12 protein-coding genes are annotated in these 17076 nt (G+C 71.2%); 9 read left to right on the top strand and 3 right to left on the bottom strand.

What is annotated here, in order from left to right; translation table 11 throughout:
* Positions 1-373 precede the first annotated feature (373 nt).
* The 4 genes from OO54_RS23215 to OO54_RS23200 all read left to right on the top strand — a co-directional run bounded on the left by OO54_RS23215 (position 374) and on the right by OO54_RS23200 (position 5198).
* A complete protein-coding gene (locus OO54_RS23215; RefSeq protein WP_051787125.1) occupies positions 374-1711 on the top strand; it encodes a hemolysin family protein in 1338 nt (445 codons plus the stop codon).
* Positions 1708-2727 (top strand): hemolysin family protein, encoded by a 1020-nt coding sequence (locus tag OO54_RS23210; protein ID WP_033206034.1) that lies wholly within the window; start codon positions 1708-1710, stop codon positions 2725-2727. The genes OO54_RS23215 and OO54_RS23210 overlap by 4 nt, the downstream gene beginning before the upstream one ends.
* A gap of 138 nt (positions 2728-2865) precedes the next feature.
* Positions 2866-4182: a hemolysin family protein gene (locus OO54_RS23205; protein ID WP_399521845.1), complete on the top strand. Its 1317-nt coding sequence runs from the start codon at positions 2866-2868 to the stop codon at positions 4180-4182.
* Complete coding sequence (locus OO54_RS23200; protein WP_033206028.1) at positions 4179-5198, top strand: hemolysin family protein; 1020 nt, start codon at positions 4179-4181, stop codon at positions 5196-5198. Before OO54_RS23205 ends, OO54_RS23200 begins: the two co-directional genes overlap by 4 nt.
* Before the next feature lie 271 nt (positions 5199-5469).
* Here the strand turns inward: OO54_RS23200 and OO54_RS23195 are convergent, their stop codons facing one another.
* On the bottom strand, positions 5470-6993 hold the full coding sequence (locus OO54_RS23195) for a serine hydrolase domain-containing protein (RefSeq protein ID WP_051787124.1): 1524 nt from the start codon (positions 6991-6993) through the stop codon (positions 5470-5472).
* 79 nt (positions 6994-7072) lie between these two features.
* On the opposite strand from OO54_RS23195, the gene OO54_RS23190 reads away from it, so the two are divergent.
* Complete coding sequence (locus tag OO54_RS23190) at positions 7073-7786, top strand: TetR/AcrR family transcriptional regulator (protein ID WP_063738316.1); 714 nt, start codon at positions 7073-7075, stop codon at positions 7784-7786.
* 743 nt (positions 7787-8529) lie between these two features.
* Here the strand turns inward: OO54_RS23190 and argJ are convergent.
* A complete protein-coding gene (gene argJ / locus OO54_RS23185) occupies positions 8530-9711 on the bottom strand; it encodes a bifunctional glutamate N-acetyltransferase/amino-acid acetyltransferase ArgJ (protein WP_017239183.1) in 1182 nt (393 codons plus the stop codon).
* A 497-nt stretch (positions 9712-10208) separates the two neighbouring features.
* Between argJ and OO54_RS23180 the strand changes: the two genes are divergently transcribed.
* The 4 genes from OO54_RS23180 to OO54_RS23165 all read left to right on the top strand — a co-directional run bounded on the left by OO54_RS23180 (position 10209) and on the right by OO54_RS23165 (position 14720).
* A complete protein-coding gene (locus tag OO54_RS23180; protein ID WP_051787123.1) occupies positions 10209-11861 on the top strand; it encodes a penicillin-binding transpeptidase domain-containing protein in 1653 nt (550 codons plus the stop codon).
* 192 nt (positions 11862-12053) lie between these two features.
* A complete protein-coding gene (locus OO54_RS23175) occupies positions 12054-12845 on the top strand; it encodes an AfsR/SARP family transcriptional regulator (protein WP_033206023.1) in 792 nt (263 codons plus the stop codon).
* A gap of 191 nt (positions 12846-13036) precedes the next feature.
* A complete protein-coding gene (locus tag OO54_RS23170; protein WP_033206019.1) occupies positions 13037-14029 on the top strand; it encodes an MBL fold metallo-hydrolase in 993 nt (330 codons plus the stop codon).
* Positions 14030-14123: 94 nt separating this feature from the next.
* On the top strand, positions 14124-14720 hold the full coding sequence (locus OO54_RS23165; RefSeq protein ID WP_033206016.1) for a hypothetical protein: 597 nt from the start codon (positions 14124-14126) through the stop codon (positions 14718-14720).
* A 75-nt stretch (positions 14721-14795) separates the two neighbouring features.
* Here the strand turns inward: OO54_RS23165 and OO54_RS23160 are convergent, their stop codons facing one another.
* Positions 14796-16850 carry a phosphocholine-specific phospholipase C gene (locus tag OO54_RS23160; RefSeq protein ID WP_033206013.1) on the bottom strand — a complete coding sequence of 685 codons (2055 nt, stop codon included), beginning with the start codon at positions 16848-16850 and terminating at the stop codon, positions 14796-14798.
* Positions 16851-17076 lie beyond the last annotated feature (226 nt).

The following is a 17076-nucleotide window of genomic DNA, read 5'->3' as shown; positions in this document are numbered from 1 at the left end:
CACACCACGCACCGCCTCTACATAGCTGTAGAGCATACGGGTGTTCCGGCGAAGTAGGGCAGCGCGACCGGGGGTTCATGAAGAAAGAGTCCGGAAACAGTCTCCGTCCGCCCCTGGACGCCACGGCCGGAAACTCGCTCGTGCAGACAGGACGCGCCCAGGAGGTCGCCCCTGTCGGGCGCGATCTGTGAGTGGGCGAACAGTGGACACCGGACCTGGGTCCTTTACAGTGGGTGTAGAAGTACGGGGAGGGGCGTGCCCCTCTCCCCACGTCGTTCACGAGAAGGAGCCACGGGCCCGCGATGGAGCCTCCGAGTACCGGCCGTGCCGGACCCTGCCTGCTGACTTTCGGTGAGCGAGCGGGGGTGGCACGGTGACCGAAGTCCTCCTGTTGCTCCTCGCCCTCGGACTCACCCTGGCCTGCGCCGTCTTCGTCGCCGCCGAGTTCTCCCTGACAACCGTCGAGCGCGGCGATCTGGAACGTGCCGCCGAGGCCGAGGAGCGCGGCGCCGAGAGCGCGCTGCGTGCCGTCCGACGGCTGACCGTGCAGCTCTCCGGCGCCCAGCTCGGTATCACCGTCACCTCGTTGGTGATCGGCATGCTCGCGGAGCCGTCCCTCGCGGCGCTGCTGCGCGGCCCGCTGGAGGCGATCGGCCTGGGCTGTGCGGCGTCCTCCGTCGCCACTGTTCTCGGTGTGGCGATCTCCACCGTCGTGCTCATGGTCGTCGGCGAGCTCGTCCCGAAGAACTGGGCGATCTCCCGCCCGCTGGCCGTCGCCAAGGTCGTCGCCGGCCCCCAGCGGGGCTTCACCGCCGCCTTCGGTCCGTTCATCCGGCACCTCAACAACACCGCCAACCGGTTCGTACGCCGCTTCGGCCTGGAACCGGCCGAGGAGCTGCACTCCGTGCGCACCCCGGACGAGCTGGCGTCCCTGGCCCGGCACTCGGCCGCCGAGGGCGCCATCGAGGCGGACTCCGTCGAGTTGTTCGTCCGTACGCTCCACCTGGGCGAGCTGACAGCGGAGAACGTCATGACGCCGCGCGTCGACGTCCGCGCCCTGGAGGCCCAGGCCACGGCCGCCGACGCCGCCAACCTCACGTACGCCACCGGCCTGTCCCGCTTCCCGGTGTACCGCGTGAACCTCGACGACGTGATCGGCACGGTCCACATCCGTGACGTCCTCGCGCTGGAACCCGCCGTCCGCGCGGCCACCCCGATCACCGCGCTGGTGACCGAGCCCCTCCTCGTGCCCGAGACGCTGCCCGCCGACCGGCTCCTGGAGCGGCTGCGGGCGAGCCGCACCATGGCCGTCGTGATCGACGAGTACGGCGGCATGGCCGGCGTGGCGACGGTGGAGGACATCGTCGAGGAGGTCGTCGGCGAGGTCCGCGACGAGCACGACCCCGTCGAGGTCCCCGACCTGCTGCCCGCGCCGCCCACCGAGGACGGCCGGGCCACCTGGGAGGCCGACGGAGGCGTACGGATCGACGAGCTGGCCCGCATAGGGCTGCGCGCGCCGGAAGGCCCGTACGAGACGGTGGCCGGTCTGATCGCCACCCGCCTCGGCCGCATCCCCGCCCAGGGCGACGCGATCCTGCTCGACGGCTGGCGGCTCGACGTCCTCGACATCGAGCACCACCGGGCGGACCGCGTCCACCTCACCGAGCCCGCTCACCAGGGCCGGCACCAGCACGCCGGAGTGGCCCGATGACCGCCGTCCAGCTCACCATCGGCTTCCTCACCCTCCTGACGAACGCGTTCTTCGTCGGCGGCGAGTTCTCCCTGATCTCGGTCCGCCGCAGCCAGATCGAGCCCCTTGCCCGGGAAGGCGACCGGCGGGCCCGGATGACGCTGTGGGGCCTGGAGCACATCTCCGCGCTGCTGGCCACGGCCCAACTGGGCATCACCGTCTCCTCCCTGGTCCTGGGCGCGGTCGCCGAACCGGCCATCGCCCACCTGCTCGAGCCCGTCTTCGAGGCGATGCACGTCCCGAACGGCTTCGTGCACCCGATCTCGTTCGTCATCGCGCTCACCCTGGCGACGTACGCGCACATGCTGATCGGCGAGATGGTCCCGAAGAACATCGCGCTCGCCGCTCCGGTGAAGACCGCGCTGCTCCTCGGCCCGCCGCTCGTCGCCCTCACCCGGGCCCTGAAGCCGGTCATCTTCGGCATCAACGCCTTCGCCAACGCACTCCTGCGGCTGCTGCGCGTCGAGCCGAAGGACGAGGTCGCCTCCGTCTTCACCGACGACGAACTCGCCCGGATGGTCCACGACACCAGCCAGGCCGGACTGCTCTCCCCTGCCGACGGGGAGCGGCTGCGCGACGCCCTGGAACTGGGCACCCGCCCCGTCGGGGAGATCCTCGTCCCCGCCGCCCGCATGATCACCGTCGACCACCGCATCACCCCCGCCGGGCTGGAGCGGACCGCGGCCGAGGCCGGCTACTCGCGCTTCCCGGTCACCGGTCCGGCGGGAGCCGTGCTCGGCTACCTGCACATCAAGGACACCCTCGGCGTCACCGACCGGGACAGGCCCTTCCCGCGGACCGCGCTGCACGCGGTGACCCGGGTGCGCGTCGACACCCCGCTCGACGACACGCTCACCGCGCTGCGGGCCGCCGACAGCCACCTGGCCGCCGTCATCGGTGTCGGCGGTGCCGTCCTCGGCTACGTGACCATGGAAGACGTCCTCGACGAGCTGGTCGGACCGGCCGCCGCCGTGTGACCCGGCCTTCCGCCTGCGGTCCGGCGGTTCCCTCACCCCCGATACTCCCTTCCAACGCTCTGTCCCTTCTGCAAGGAGCCACTTCTTGTCCGCGTCCGCCAGACCGACGTCCACCCTTGCCCTGAAGGGGTGCGGTCGATGAACGCCGCTCTCGGCCTGCTGGCCGTCCTCGTCCTGACCGCCGGCACCGGGTACTTCGTCGCCCAGGAGTTCGCCTATGTCGCCGCTGACCGGCTCGCGCTCGCCCGCGAGGCCGAGGCGGGCGACAAGCGGGCCGCCCGCGCGCTGACCGTCCTCGAACGGCTCTCGTTCATGCTCTCCGGCGCCCAGCTCGGCATCACCGTCACCGGTCTGGTCGTCGGATTCCTGGCCGAGCCGTCCGTCTCGGCGCTCCTGAAGCCCGCGCTGGAAGGGACGGGCCTGTCCACCGGCGCCGTCTCGGCGATCTCCGTGGTCCTCGCCTTCGTGGTGGCGACGGTCCTGCAGATGGTCCTGGGTGAGCTCGCGCCGAAGAACCTGGCCCTCGCCGTCCCCGAACGGCTCGCCAAGTCCCTCGCCTCCTCCACCCTCGTCTACCTGAAGATCGTCGGCCCGGTCGTCCGCGTCTTCGACGGCGCGGCCAACAAGCTGCTCCGCAAGGTCGGCATCGAGCCGGTCGAGGAGCTGCACCACGGCGCCACCCTCGAAGAGCTCAGCCACCTGATCGGTGAGTCCCACGAACAGGGCGAGCTGCCGCCCGACACCGCCGAGCTGCTCGACCACGCGCTGGAGTTCTCGGAGCGGACCATGGACGAGGTGATGGTGCCGCGCGTGGACGCCGTCTTCGTACGCAAGGACGCCACCCTCACCGAGGCCGTGGAGCTGATCGCCACGTACGGCCACTCGAACTACCCGGTTCTCGGCGACCACCCCGACGACGTCGCCGGCGTCCTGGGCGTGAACGAGCTGATGCGCCTGCCCGCGACCGCCTTCGGCACCACCACCGCGGGGGAGGCGGCCCGGCGACCGCTCCTGCTGCCCGACACGCTGCCACTGCCGCAGGCCGTCGCGCAGATGCGGGAGCGCGACGACGAGTTCGCCGTCGTCCTCGACGAGCACGGCGGCGTCGCCGGCATCGTCACGTACGAGGACATCGCCGAGGAGCTCGTGGGCGACATCGCCGACGAGAGCGACACCGTCGTCACTGTGGCCGCACCGGACGGCGACGGCTGGAAGGTCGACGCCGGCCGTCGCCTCGACGAGATCGAGGACGCCACCGGCATCACGCTGCCCGAGGAGGACGATTACGACACCGTGGCCGGCCTCATCATCGACCGTCTCGGCCGCTTCCCCACGATCGGGGACCGCCTCACCGTCGACGACGTCCACATCGAGGTCCTCAGCCTCGACCGCCACGTCCCCGAACGCGTCCGCATCGAGCACGTCCCGTCTGCCGCCGAGGAGGCCCAGGCATGAGCTTCCCCATGGCGCTCTTCGTCACCGTCCTGCTGCTGATCGGCAGCGGCTTCTTCGTCGCCGCCGAGTTCGCGCTCGTCGCCGCCAAGCGGCACCGCATCGAGAAGGCCGTCGCCGACGGGCAGCGCGGCGCCAAGGCCGCACTCGCCGGCATGCGCGAGCTGTCGCTGATGCTCGCGGGCGCCCAGCTCGGCATCACCCTGTGCACCCTCGGCCTCGGCGCGATCTCCAAGCCCGCGATCTCCCACGAGCTCGACCCCCTGCTCGTGAAGTTGGGCCTGCCCACAGCGCTCAGCTACGGCATCGCCTTCGCCGTCGCCATGATCATCGTGGTCTTCCTCCACATGGTCCTCGGTGAGATGGCGCCCAAGTCCTGGGCCATCGCCCACCCCGAACGCTCCGCGATGCTCCTCACGCCGCCCTTCCGGGCCGTGGTCAAGACCGTGCGCCCGCTGCTCTGGATCCTCAACAAGGTCAGCAACGCGCTCGTACGGATGTGCCGCGTCCAGCCCCGCGACGAGCTGGCCGCCGTCCACAACCGCGAACAGCTCACCCACCTCGTCGAGGAGTCCGAGCGCCTCGGCCTGATCAACAAGACCGACTCACAGCTCATCACCCGCTCCCTGACCGAACCCCAGACTCCGGTGGCGGAGTTCCAGACCCCGGCCGCCGACATCGTCACGATCCCGGCCGACGCCGACCTGGACACGCTCCTGGCCCGCGCCTCCGACGCCGACCGCTCGCGCCTCCTGGTCCGCGACGGCGGTCGCATCCTCGGCTCCGTCCACGCCCGTGATGCCCTGGTCGCCCGCACCCGAGGCCGGACCCTCACCGCCCGCGACCTCGCCCGCCCCGTACCCGAGCTGGCCACCGGCACCACGGTCTCCGAGGCCGTCGAGCAACTGCGCCGACGCCGCTCCTCCCTCGCTGTCGTACGAGACGCCGACGGCGAGCTCACCGGCCTGGTCAGCCTCGACGACCTCCTCGTCCGGCTCATGGGGCCGCAGACGGTCTGACATCCTCGTCGTTGGGCCGGCCGAGCCAGACGGGCCGCCCGCAGGTTTCCTCGCGGCGGAGTCGGGCGGTCCGACGGCCCTGCGGAGCAGCAGGCCACCTACCAGGTCAGGTCACCGACAGCCGCCCCCTCCAGAAACCGGCCACTCAGGGCGACGAACGCCCCGACGCCTCACCAGGCCCGGCCTCGGGGAACGTGCGCTCCTGAGCTGACGAGCCGCGCATCTGCGACGCACCTGCCCGCTCCCCGTACGGTCGCGCGATCCTCACCCTTCAGGCACTGCGGACTCGCCCCGGGGAGGCCGGACGCCGGGCGCCGCCTCTGCCGACGTACGCGGTGGTGAGCCGTAGGGCGATGGTGGCGGTCCCGGCGGCTGTTGCCGTGCAGAGGGCGATGAAGGCGTCGGGTGTCCAGGTCCACAGCGCTCTGGGCCCGATGAGGGCGAGGGCGGCCGCCATGACGATCCAGGGCAGGGCGCCGGCCAGACACCACAGGACGGTGGGGGCGAGGCGGCGGGGCACGGGCCGCCGGCGGAGCAGGCGGGCGGAGTGGAAGGTGCCCGCGAGGAGGGCGAGGGCCAGGGCGGTGAGGCCCCAGACGGCGGCGTGGTAGGTCGCGGCGGAGGGTGGGTCGGTGGGGGCGGTGCCTCCGGCGAGGATGCGTGCGGCGCCGAAGCCGACTTCCATGACGGCACCGTCGTGGAGGAGGCCGTGGAGGTTCTGTTGGAGGACGAGGGCGATGTTCTGCTCCGGCAGGAGGACAAGCATCGCGGAGTAGCCCGGGGTGGCGCCGGTGTGCCAGATCGCGCTGTCGAGGGGAGCCTCAAGGCCCCCGACGCGCCAGCCGAGTCCGTATCCGGTGTCGTCACCGGACGGGTGGAGTCGGCCGGATTGCCGCATCAGGCGGACGGACTCGGGCGTCAGGATCGTCGTGCCGTTGGCGGTCCTCCCCGACCGGAGCTGGAGGGAGGCGAACGCGGCGAGGTCGTTCAGGTCACCGCCCGTGTAGCCGTAGGCGGCGCCGTCGTCGTCCACGCCGTCGGCGATCGCGGACGGTATGCCCCACAGGAGCTGGTGCCCGGGCGGAAGGTTTCGCTCGCGTGCGGACGCCCGGTCGGCGATCGCCCCGTCCATGCCGGCCGGGCGCAGGACACTGTCCCGAAGGTGGTCGGCGAAGGGGCGACCGGTCACGGACTCGACGACAGCGGCCACCACGAGGTAGTTGGCGCTGCTGTACGCGTACGTGGTGCCGGGCGGCCCGAGCGGATGTACGTCGTCCAGCTCGGCGACGCGCTCCACCGCCCCCGGGCAGTCGGCGTCAACACAGTCGGTGACTTCGAAGGTGGCCGACTCGGGCAGGCCGGCGGTCTGCTGGAGCAGGTGGCGGACGGTGACGCGAGAAGCGTGACCGGAGCCGCCGAAACGGAAGTCGGGCACGTGGTCGACGACCGGGTCGTCGAGCCGGAGCCGCCCGTCCTGCACGAGGGTCATCACGGCACTCGCGGCGATCGGTTTGGCGACCGAGCCCCAAAGGAAGGGGGTTTCGATCGTGACCGGTTCGCCGTATCCGTCGGTTCCCCTGGCGCGTGCGTGGATCGGCCCGTCGGGTCCGACGACGGCGTAGGAGAGCCCGGGCGTACGGGTGGCCGCCATGCGGTCGTGCACGTAGGCGTCCAGGGCCGCCAAACGGTCCGCGGGGATGAGCGAGTCGGCCGCGGCCGGCGCATGACCTAAGGGAAGCAGACCGAGCAGGAGGGCTGTCGCCGCTGCGGCGGCGCGGCGGAGCGGGTTGGGCATGGGGCGTCGTCCTTCCGTGAGGCACGCCAAATAACCATATGGGGATACGGTTATAGCCGTACGCTGGTACGGTTATCAAGTGCCGCGAACCGCCGACCACGAAGAACGCCGCCGTCAGATCGCCGACGCCGTCAGCCGGTTGATCACCGCACACGGGCTCGACGCCGTCACCGTCGCCCGTACGGCCGCCACCGCGGGCATGTCCGTCGGGCTCGTCCAGCACTACTTCCGCACCAAGGACGAGATGCTGCTCCACGCCTTCAGCGAGGTCTCGGCCCACATCCGCGCGCGCGTCGATGAGCGGATCAGGGACGGGGTCGAGCACAAGCGGCCCATCGCACGGGTCATGGCGGAGGTGATGACCGAGTACATCCCCCTGGACGAGGCCCGCCGCGCCGAATACCGCGTCACCCGCGCGTTCGCCGGCCGAGCCCTCGACGCCCCCGCCCTCGCGGCCGTCGACACCGAGGCCGCCCGTAAGCTGCGCGAGGACATCGCCCGCGCCGTCCACAACGGCAAGGAGTGCGGCGAGGTCGACGAGGACGTGGATCCGTCGGCGGCGGCCGTCCGCCTCGCCGCCGTGATGGAGGGCCTCGCGCTCCAGGTCTACCGCGAGCCCGAGGGCGCCGCCGAAGCGGCCGTGGTCCCGTTCGTGGCGCCCCTGCTCGAGACCGAACTCGCCGCAGTCTTCACCGGCGAGTGCCGCCAGTACGCGAGAGAGCCAGCCGATCCGCCGAGGGCGCCGCGGGCACCCGGTGCCCCGACAGACTCCTCGCCGGGGAACGCCTGCTGACGCCGGTGGCGATGCATCGGCAACGGTTCGACCACAGAAGGCGGCCGGGGCGCGGGAGACGATCTTCTCCCAGCCGCCTCCCCAGACCGACGCGGCCCCACGCATACCCGGTCGCTGACCTGCGCTGTTGCCAAGGTGGCCAGGCCGCGAGCCCTGCCGGACCTTGTTCGGGACGAAGAGGTCGCGGGTTCACAGCAGCACCAGGCGAAGACGGGGCGGCGAGGGCGCCGGGCTGGACGCCGGGGGCACAGGGGCGGCGCTACGCAGCGTAGCCGCAGGCTCCGGGCGAGCAGGGGTCAGGGGGTGGGGAAACCTGTGGCAATCTACGCAGTGATTCGGGGGCGCTGGCGGGCAGAGCTTCCCCACGCTTCGCGGGCACGCAAGGAGTGCGGGACGCAGAGGGAGCGGTGCGGCGAACGCCTAACGGTCCCCGTCAGAGCCGGATCGAGGGAGACGCAGCCGGATGGAATCGGATGGATATGTCCGACCCTTCGGCATCGTCGCAGGTGAGACGCGTCACCGGAATGGGTTCGAGTCCCACCCGCCCCACCAAAGAAAAACGTTCTGACCTGCGAGAACACCCCTGGAGGGGGTGTTTTCGCGTGTGTCCCTCGCCTTCCACCGGTGAGGCGAGACGTGCGGCCCTCACCCGGATGCCGCACCACCGGCGTGGAACGGGCTCCGGGCTTCGGGGAGGCGCGGGGGTGCCCCCGCGCCTCGCCGGGCCGGCTGGTCGGGGCGGGTCAGGTGGTGTACTCGGAGTTGAGGCGTACGTAGCCCTCGGTGAGGTCGCAGCCGTAGACGGTGAAGGCGCCGTCGGCGATGCCGAGGTCGACGCCGATGACGACCTCGTCGCCGCGGAGGTGGTCGGCGACGGCGTCGCGGAGGGCGTCCTCGCCGTCGGCGCCGCCGGCGCGCGGGGGGTAGACCTCGACGTCGCCGAACCGGACCCTGACGCGGTCCTGGTCGATGTCGGTGTCCTCGGAGCACTTGCCGACGGCCATGGTGACGCGGCCCCAGTTGGGGTCGCAGCCGTGGACCGCGGTCTTCACCAGCGGGGAGTTGACCACGGCCTTGCCCACGCGCTTGGCCTGGGCGGTGTCGCGGGCGCCGGTGACCTGGACCTCGATGAGCTTGCTCGCGCCCTCGCCGTCGCTGGCGATGTCCTTCACCAGGGCCAGCGCGACCGTGTGGAGCGCTTCCTCGAACTCGGCAGGGTCCACGTCGCCGGCCAGTCCGTTGGCGAAGAGGGCCGCCGTGTCGCTGGTGGAGGTGTCGGTGTCGATGCTGACCGCGTTGAAGGTGCGGTCCATCACCCGCCGGAAGATCCGGTCCTGCTCCTCGGGGTCGAGCCGGGCGTCCGTGGCGAAGAAGGTCAGGAGCGTCGCCATGTCGGGCTCCATCATTCCGACGCCCTTGGCGATGCCCACGAGAGTGGCCCCGCCGACCCGTACGCCCACCTGCTTGGGCCGGGTGTCGGTCGTCATGATCGCGCGGGACGCCCGGTCGAAACCGCCCTCCGGGAACGGCAGGGCCAGCCCCTTGAGGTGCTGCCTGATCTTCTCCATCGGGTACTGGCGGCCGATCACCCCGGTGGAGGCGATGAGGAGTTCGGCCTCCGGTACGCCCAGGGTGCGCGCGACGGACTCGCGGACCTCCCGCGCGTTGGCCTCGCCCTCGCGCCCCGTGGCGACGTTGGCGTTGCGTGCGAGCACCACGACGCCCTGGGCCCGGCCGTCGGCTGCGGCCTCGCGGCTCAGGAGGACGCTCGGTCCGGCGAACCGGGACCGGGTGAAGACCGCGCTCACCGTGGCCGGAACGGTGGAGGCGAGCACGGTGAAGTCGTCGCGGCCGTCGTCGGCCAGTCCCACCGGTGCCGTGTGGATGGCGAATCCCCGCGGTGCGTGCGGTGTGGGCTCGGACATGAATGCGTCTCCTGTCACGCGGATGGCGGGGCGGCGGCGGTGTCCGTCACCCCATCGCATTATTTCCAGGAATGCAGCATATCTATGCATGAGATCGCGCCATGCCCGGAAGGGGCGGCGGGAGTGTCGGCGGGACCGTTCGGAGAGCCGCCGGAGAGCGTTCGGAGAGAAGGCGGAGAGCTGGTGGGGAGGGGGTGGGCGGGGCACCGGATGCGATCCGGACAGTTACGGTTCGCGGCGGCCGGGGGCGGGAGGGGTTGCTTCAGTGGACTGGACCACTCGGGGATCTTCGGGGCCTCCTCCGGCCTCTTCGCTTTGTTCCGTATTGCGGGAGGCCGTGGCGGGGTTTCCGTGCCGCGCCACGGGGGTGACGCCCCGTCCGCGGCGCGGGTGGTTCCCTATTCTTGCGCCTTTCACGATTTCTTCACGTGGGCGGCTGTCCTGAAATGCCTGTGGGGGGAGTGGTGTAAAAGGCGGGCCCGCATAATCTCGGCTCCATGGCACGCTATCGAAATCAGGACGGCTTACCCCGATCGCGCCGAAGGCGCTCTCGCGGCTCTTCGGTGATCGCGACCTGTGTGGTGCTGGCGGCGGTCGCGGGAGCCGGATACTGGGGATATTCCGCGCTGATCAAGGACGACGGCGCGAGCGACCCGCGGGTCGTGGAGGCGACGAAGGCGCTCACGGCGTTCCTCGACGCCTGGGAGGCGGGCGACGCCCCGCGGGCCGCGCGGCTCACGGACACGCCGGACGGCGCGGAGTCGTTGATCAAGTCCGTCATGGGCAACCTGAAGCCCTCCAAGACGGAGATCGACGCGGGCGCGGGGGAGGTCAAGGAGAAGGCGAAAGTCCTCGTTCCGTTCACCGTGAAGATGGAGATCCCCGGGGCGGGCGCGTATTCCTGGCAGTCGAAGGCCGAGGTGGTCGAGACCGGCAAGGTGTGGAAGGTCGAATTCCGCACGGAGATGATCCACCCGCAGATGGTGCCCGGGCAGACCCTCGCCCTCGACGCGCACGACCGGGCCGCAGTCCTCGACGCCGACGGCCGCGAGCTGCGTGCCGCCTCGCTCGTCGGCGCCGTCGACCCGCAGACCGGCAAGGGCGTCTCCGGCCTCGAGGCCCGCTACGACAAGCAGCTCGCCGGCGGCTCGGGGCAGAGCAAGTCGGTCGTCGTCGTGGACCGCCAGTCCGGCGAGCCGGTCAAGACCCTCTCCGGTGGCGGGGCGAGCCAGGGCAAGCCGGTGCGCACGACCATCGACCCGAAGGTCCAGGAGGCCGCCGCCGACGCCCTCGACGGCGTCAAGAAGAACGCGGCCATCGTCGCGATCGACCCCACCAACGGCCACATCCTGGCCGCGGCGAACATGCCCTCCGGGATGAACCGCGCCTTGGAGGGCCGCTACCCGCCCGGCTCGACCTTCAAGGTGGTCACCGCGGCCGCCCTGCTCAAGGGCGGCATGAAGCCGTCGGACCGCGCCGACTGCCCCAAGTTCGCCAGCGTCAACGGCCAGCGCTTCGAGAACCAGGACCAGTTCACGCTGCCGTCCGGATCCACCTTCCGGGACAGCTTCGCCCACTCCTGCAACACCTTCTTCGTCGACTCCCGCGCCAAGCTGCCCGCGGCCGGCCTGCGCGACGCCGCCCAGGCCTTCGGTGTCGGCGGCTCCTGGGACGTGGGCACGATCACCTACGACGGCAGCGTCCCGGTCTCCAACAGCGACAACGACAAGGCCGCCTCCACCATCGGGCAGGCCCGGGTGCAGGCGTCCCCCCTCGTGATGGCATCGATCGCCGCGACCGTCAAGGAGGGCGTCTTCAAGCAGCCCGTCCTCGTGCCCGAGGCCGTGCGCCAGAAGTACGAGGCTCCCGCCCGCCTGGACGCCGACGTCGTCGACTCGCTGCGGAGCATGATGCGCGCGACCGTCACCATCGGCGCCGGCAAGGCCCTCAGAGGCATACCCGGAGAGCCGCACGCCAAGACGGGCACCGCCGAGTTCGGCACCGAGACCCCGCCGCGCACCCACGCGTGGATGATCGGCTACCAGCAGGACCGGAACCTCGCCTGGGCGGTGCTGCTCGAGGACGGCGGATCGGGCGGCCGCGACGCGGGCCCCATCGCCGCCAAGTTCCTCAAGAACCTGGTCGGGTGACGACAAACCTTCCGTGAACGGTGAGGTTCCGGTCGAGACCGATTCCGTACCCTCGCCGTTTATCTCCCGCCCCCCGAGGATCAGCGCCCGCGCAAAAGGAATGGAAAGTACTGGCCACACGAAAACGCATCCAGCCATGCCCGCCCCATTTCCGGCCGGGCACGGCTCGTCTTCGACGGGGGAAGTCAAGCCATGAGTACGTGTGATGAGGCGACGATCCGGCTTCTCGGTCCGGTGGCCCTCGTGCAGGAGGGCGAGCCGATTCCCATCCAGGGGCAGCGGCAGCGACGTTTCCTCGCCTCGCTCGCCCTGCGAGCCGGGCAGGTCGTCTCCAAGGAGGCGATCATCGAGGACTCCTGGGACGGTGAGCCGCCGCTCACCGTCACGGGCCAGTTGCAGACCTCGGCATGGATGGTCCGCAAGGTCCTGACGCAGGCGGGGCTGGCCCGGGACGTGCTCCGTTCGCACGACCGTGGTTACGAGCTGCGGGCGCCCGAGGTCTCCGTCGACCTGTTCGTGTTCCGGGACGCGGTCCGCGCGGCGCGGGAGCTGTACCAGCGCGGCAGGCACCGGGACGCGGCCGAACGGCTCGACGCGGTGCTCGCCCTCTGGCGCGGGCCGGCCCTCGCCGACGTCACCTCCAGCCGGCTCCGCCTCAAGGCCGAGTCGCTGGAGGAGGAGCGCACCGGGGCGGTCGAACTCCGCGCCCGGGCGGACCTCGGCCTCGGCCGCTACACCGAGGCGATCAACCGTCTGTCCGGACTGGTCGACCACGACCCGTTCCGGGAGGACCTGTACGTGAAGCTCATGATGGCCTACTACGCGGAGGGCCGTCAGGCGGACGCCATCCAGGTGTTCCACCAGGCGAAGAAGATCCTCCGCGAGCAGATCGGGATCAACCCGGGCGTCCCGCTGACGAAGGCGATGCAGGCGGTCCTCCGCCAGGACGAGCACTACCTGAGGGTCGGCTGCGGCAAGGCCTGACGGCCGCCGCTCCCGGCCCCGCGGGCCCCCTTCCCCGACGACGTCGCGGGAAGGGGGCCCGCACGCGTGTTCCGGCACGCCCCACCGGGTCCCTCGTTCGAAGGGCGGGTGACTGAAAGGCACCGTACGTACCGAGACCTCCCGTATGGTCGCCCCATTCCAAGGGATCACGCACGGCAGGGGCGGCAACGTTGGCTGAACGACGGTCGGTACTCAAGGGAGTCCTCGCGGCATCGGGCGTCGCGCTCGCGGGGGTGGGAACGTCCGCCGCCGCGCCGCTTCCCGGGCGCCGCGGCCCGTACTCCACCCCCGTCGAGCTGCGCTGGCTGGGCGTCTCCGGCTGGGAGATCGTCATCGACGGCGACCGCAGCATCGTCTTCGACCCGTATCTGAGCCGCATGCCCTGTCTCGGGCCCACCGGCGCGCTCGACCCCGGGCTGCCGCTGCGGACCGACCGGGCCGCGGTGGAGCGGGTGGCCGAGCGGCACCTGGCCGGCGCGCCCGAACTGATCCTGGTCAGCCACGGCCACTTCGACCACGTCGCGGACGTCCCTCAGCTCCTCGGTCGTCCGGAGTGGCGGCGGAACCGGATCCGGACGGTCTGCGACGAGACCGTCCGCCACCTGCTCACCGCCATGGGTACGCCGTCGGAGCGCGTCGCCGACGTGATCCAGGTCAGGGGCGGCGAGTACCTGCAGTTCGACGGGTACACCGTGGAGGTCTTCCGCAGCCTGCACAGCCAACTCGCCGACCACGGCTCCTTCGCACCCGGCCGCAGGGCCGCCCCGCCCCGCCGGCCGGTCACCCTCGGCGACCTCGTCGAGGGCGAGACGCTCGCCTTTCAGGTGTCCGTCGACTCGGGCCCGAGGATCCTGCTCATGGGCGCCAGCAACTTCGTCGAGCGAGAACTGGCCGGCATCCGGCCGGACGTCGCCCTGGTGCCGATGACCTCGCACGGGGCCGTGCACCGTTACGTGGAGCGGCTGTTGAGCGCGACCGGGAACCCGCCGCTGCTGATCCCGACCCACCACGACGACCTGACCGCACCGCTCGGCGCCGGCCTCGCCGCCGGGGACACGGGCCCTTCCGCCGCCGAGCGGCTGTCCCGGCTGGCCCCGGGCGACTGCCGCGTCCTGGACCCGGGACCGCTGCGGCCCGTGGACCTGCGCACCGCGTTCGCCTGACCAGGCCGCCCGGAGCCGCAAGAGATCGTCCGGAGAGAGCCGTCGGAAAGGATGAACGCGCATCCGGACGTATCAGACAGGAAGGCGGAAGGGCATGAGTAAGGCATGGCGCGCGGCGGTCACGTGGGTCGCGGCGGCTGCGGCGGTGGCGGCCGGCGCGGGCGCGGCGCACGGCGCGCAGACGGGGGCGGACGCGGGCTTCAGCTTCACGGCCGAGGAGTACGCGGCGGTGCCGTTCGGCACGGACCGGGCCACCGTCTGGCAGACGGTCGTCGGTGCGGCGCAGTCGCCCCCGCCCGGTTCGGCGAGCGGCTGGTGCCAGAACTACACCTCGACGATCCAGTGTTCCACCGCGAGCGGTGACTACGTGCCGTACGGGAACTTCAACTTCAATTCGGCCGGGATCCTGGTGTCGAAGCAGAACGAGTTCCTGTACAAGCCGGCGGCGCCGTCGATGACGCTGGCCCGGTACAACCAGGTCCAGCTGGGCATGTCCGAGGCGCAGTTCTGGTCGATCGTGCCCAAGGCCTCCTGCGTGGTCCGGGAGGAGGCGTACCCCAACTGGCCGGCCACCACCGGCCACAAGCTCGCCTACAAGTGCGACGCCTCGACGGGCCTGTTCCCGCCGGTGGCGTACTTCGACCTGACCGACGGGAAGGTCACGTACAAGTACCAGCGCGCGCTCACCTGACCGGAGCGCCGGGGCAGTACCGGGGCGGACGAGTGCGCGCACTCGTCCGCCCCGGCGGCGTTCCCGGGAGGTCCGTCAGTACGTGAGGATGGCCGGGTCCGAGACGCCCGCCGCGCCCGTCTCCACGTGGCCCGCGAGGCGGCGGAGGTAGTCCGCCGACGCCGGGGACGTGACGGTGACGTCGTACCAGTGGCCGGACGGGGCGAGGTTCACCGTATGGGCGACCGTGGCGCCCTGGGCGACGGAGAGCGTGACGGGGGTGGCGCCGTACGCGTCGGTGACCGTCACCTGGGTCGCGGCGCCCGGGTTGGTGAAGGTCAGGGTGAGGTTGCCGGTGGCGCCGTCGTGGCGGGCGGTGACCTCGGGGACGGCGGTCTTGCCGGGGGAGCGGAAGCGGCGGAGGAAGCCGTTGGGGCCGTGGACGCTGAGGTCCGTGACGCCCTTGGAGTACTTGGTGTTCCAGGTGTCGGCGATCGACTTGCCGGCCTCCGTCGTGTACGTCCAGGGGACGTCCGTGCGGTTCGCCGAGGTCACGTAGAACTGGGCGCCGGCCGACGGGCCGCCGGCGAAGGTGAGGCGGAAGGTGCCCGCGGTGGTGTCGGCGGCGCCGTCCACGTACGGGGCGTACTTCAGCGGGCGGGTGGGCTTGCCGCCCGGCTCCTGGCGGGGCATCGTGCCGACGGCCGGGGCGGTGGCCAGGAAGTCGGGGTGGCGGTTCTTGTCCGGCGGGTAGTAGCCGGCCGTCGGCGGGAGCGGGGCGGGCTGGGTGTTCGTGTGCGTGAAGTCGAACGCCGAGGTGAGGTCACCGCAGACGGTACGGCGCCAGGGCGAGATGTTGGGTTCGCGCACCCCGAAGCGGGACTCCATGAAGCGGATGACCGAGGTGTGGTCGAAGGTCTCGGAGCAGGTGTAGCCGCCGGTCGACCAGGGCGAGACGACGATCATCGGGACGCGGGGGCCGAGACCGTACGGGCCGGCCGGGTAGCCGACCTTGCCGGGGAACCAGTCCGTGGTGGTGGCCACGGTGGACTTGCCCCAGGAGGCGTCGGCGCCGACGAACGGCGGGACCACGTGGTCGAAGAAGCCGTCGTTCTCGTCGTAGGTGATGAACAGGGCCGTACGGGCCCACACGTCCGGGTTCGAGGTCAGCGCGTCCAGGACCTGCGCGATGTACCAGGCGCCGTAGTTGGAGGGCCAGTTGGAGTGTTCCGAGAAGGCCTCGGGCGCGGCGATCCAGGAGACCTGGGGCAGCCGGCCGGCCTGCACGTCGGCGCGCAGGATGTCGAAGAAGCCCTCGCCCGCCTTGGCGTTCGTGCCCGTGCGGGCCTTGTCGTAGAGCGGGTTGCCGGGCTGGGCGTTGCGGTAGTTGTTGAAGTAGAGCAGGGAGTTGTCGCCGTAGTTGCCGCGGAAGGCGTCGTTGATCCAGCCCCAGGAGCCGGCGGCGTTCAGGCCGTCGCCGATGTCCTGGTAGATCTTCCAGGAGACGCCGGCCGCCTCCAGGCGCTCGGGGTAGGTGGTCCAGCCGTATCCCGCCTCGGCGTTGTTGAGGACGGGGCCGCCGCCGGTGCCGTCGTTGCCGGTGTGACCGCTCCACAGGTAGTAGCGGTTGGGGTCGGTCGCGCCGATGAAGGAGCAGTGGTAGGCGTCGCAGATGGTGAAGGCGTCGGCGAGCGCGTAGTGGAAGGGGATGTCCTCGCGGGTGAGGTGGGCCATCGTGGCCTTGGTCTTGGCCGGCACCCAGTTGTCGTACTTGCCCTTGTTGAAGGCGCTCTGGCCGCCCTGCCAGTCGTGGTTGAGGCCCTGGAGGTACTCCATGCCCAGCTTGGCGCTGGTCGGGCGGAACGGCAGGGTCACCTTGGAGCCGTCGGACTGGTGGAAGACGGACTTGCCGCTGGGCAGTGTGACCGGTCGCGGGTCGCCGAAGCCGCGTACGCCCTTCATCGCGCCGAAATAGTGGTCGAAGGAACGATTCTCCTGCATCAGGACGACGATGTGCTCGATGTCCTGGATCGTGCCCGTGGAACCCTGCGCCGGTATGGACGCGGCGCGCGCGATGCTCTCCGAGAGCAGCGTGAACGCGGCGGCCCCGCCGGTCAGCTGCAGGAACCGGCGGCGATTGAGGTCGGCCATGGGGGGATTTTCCTCCGGGGTGAGTACGGACGATGGGGTGCGGGTGCGGCGGCCGGGCGGGCCGGCCGACGAGCGCCCCAAGGAGAGCGCCCGCGAACCACCGCCCGGCGGCCGTCCCATGACTGCCCGTCGTACGGCGGGCGAACCCCTCGTGCTCGAACGTGAAAACTCACAACCGAACGCCTCTGGCGTCCCGTCGGCGCACGTGATCGGCCGCGAACCAACA

This window comes from Streptomyces wedmorensis, assembly GCF_000716445.1.
Lineage (GTDB): Bacteria > Actinomycetota > Actinomycetes > Streptomycetales > Streptomycetaceae > Streptomyces > Streptomyces wedmorensis.
The sequence above is the reverse complement of the archived record's forward strand: the minus strand, read 5'-3'. Positions and strand labels throughout refer to the sequence as shown.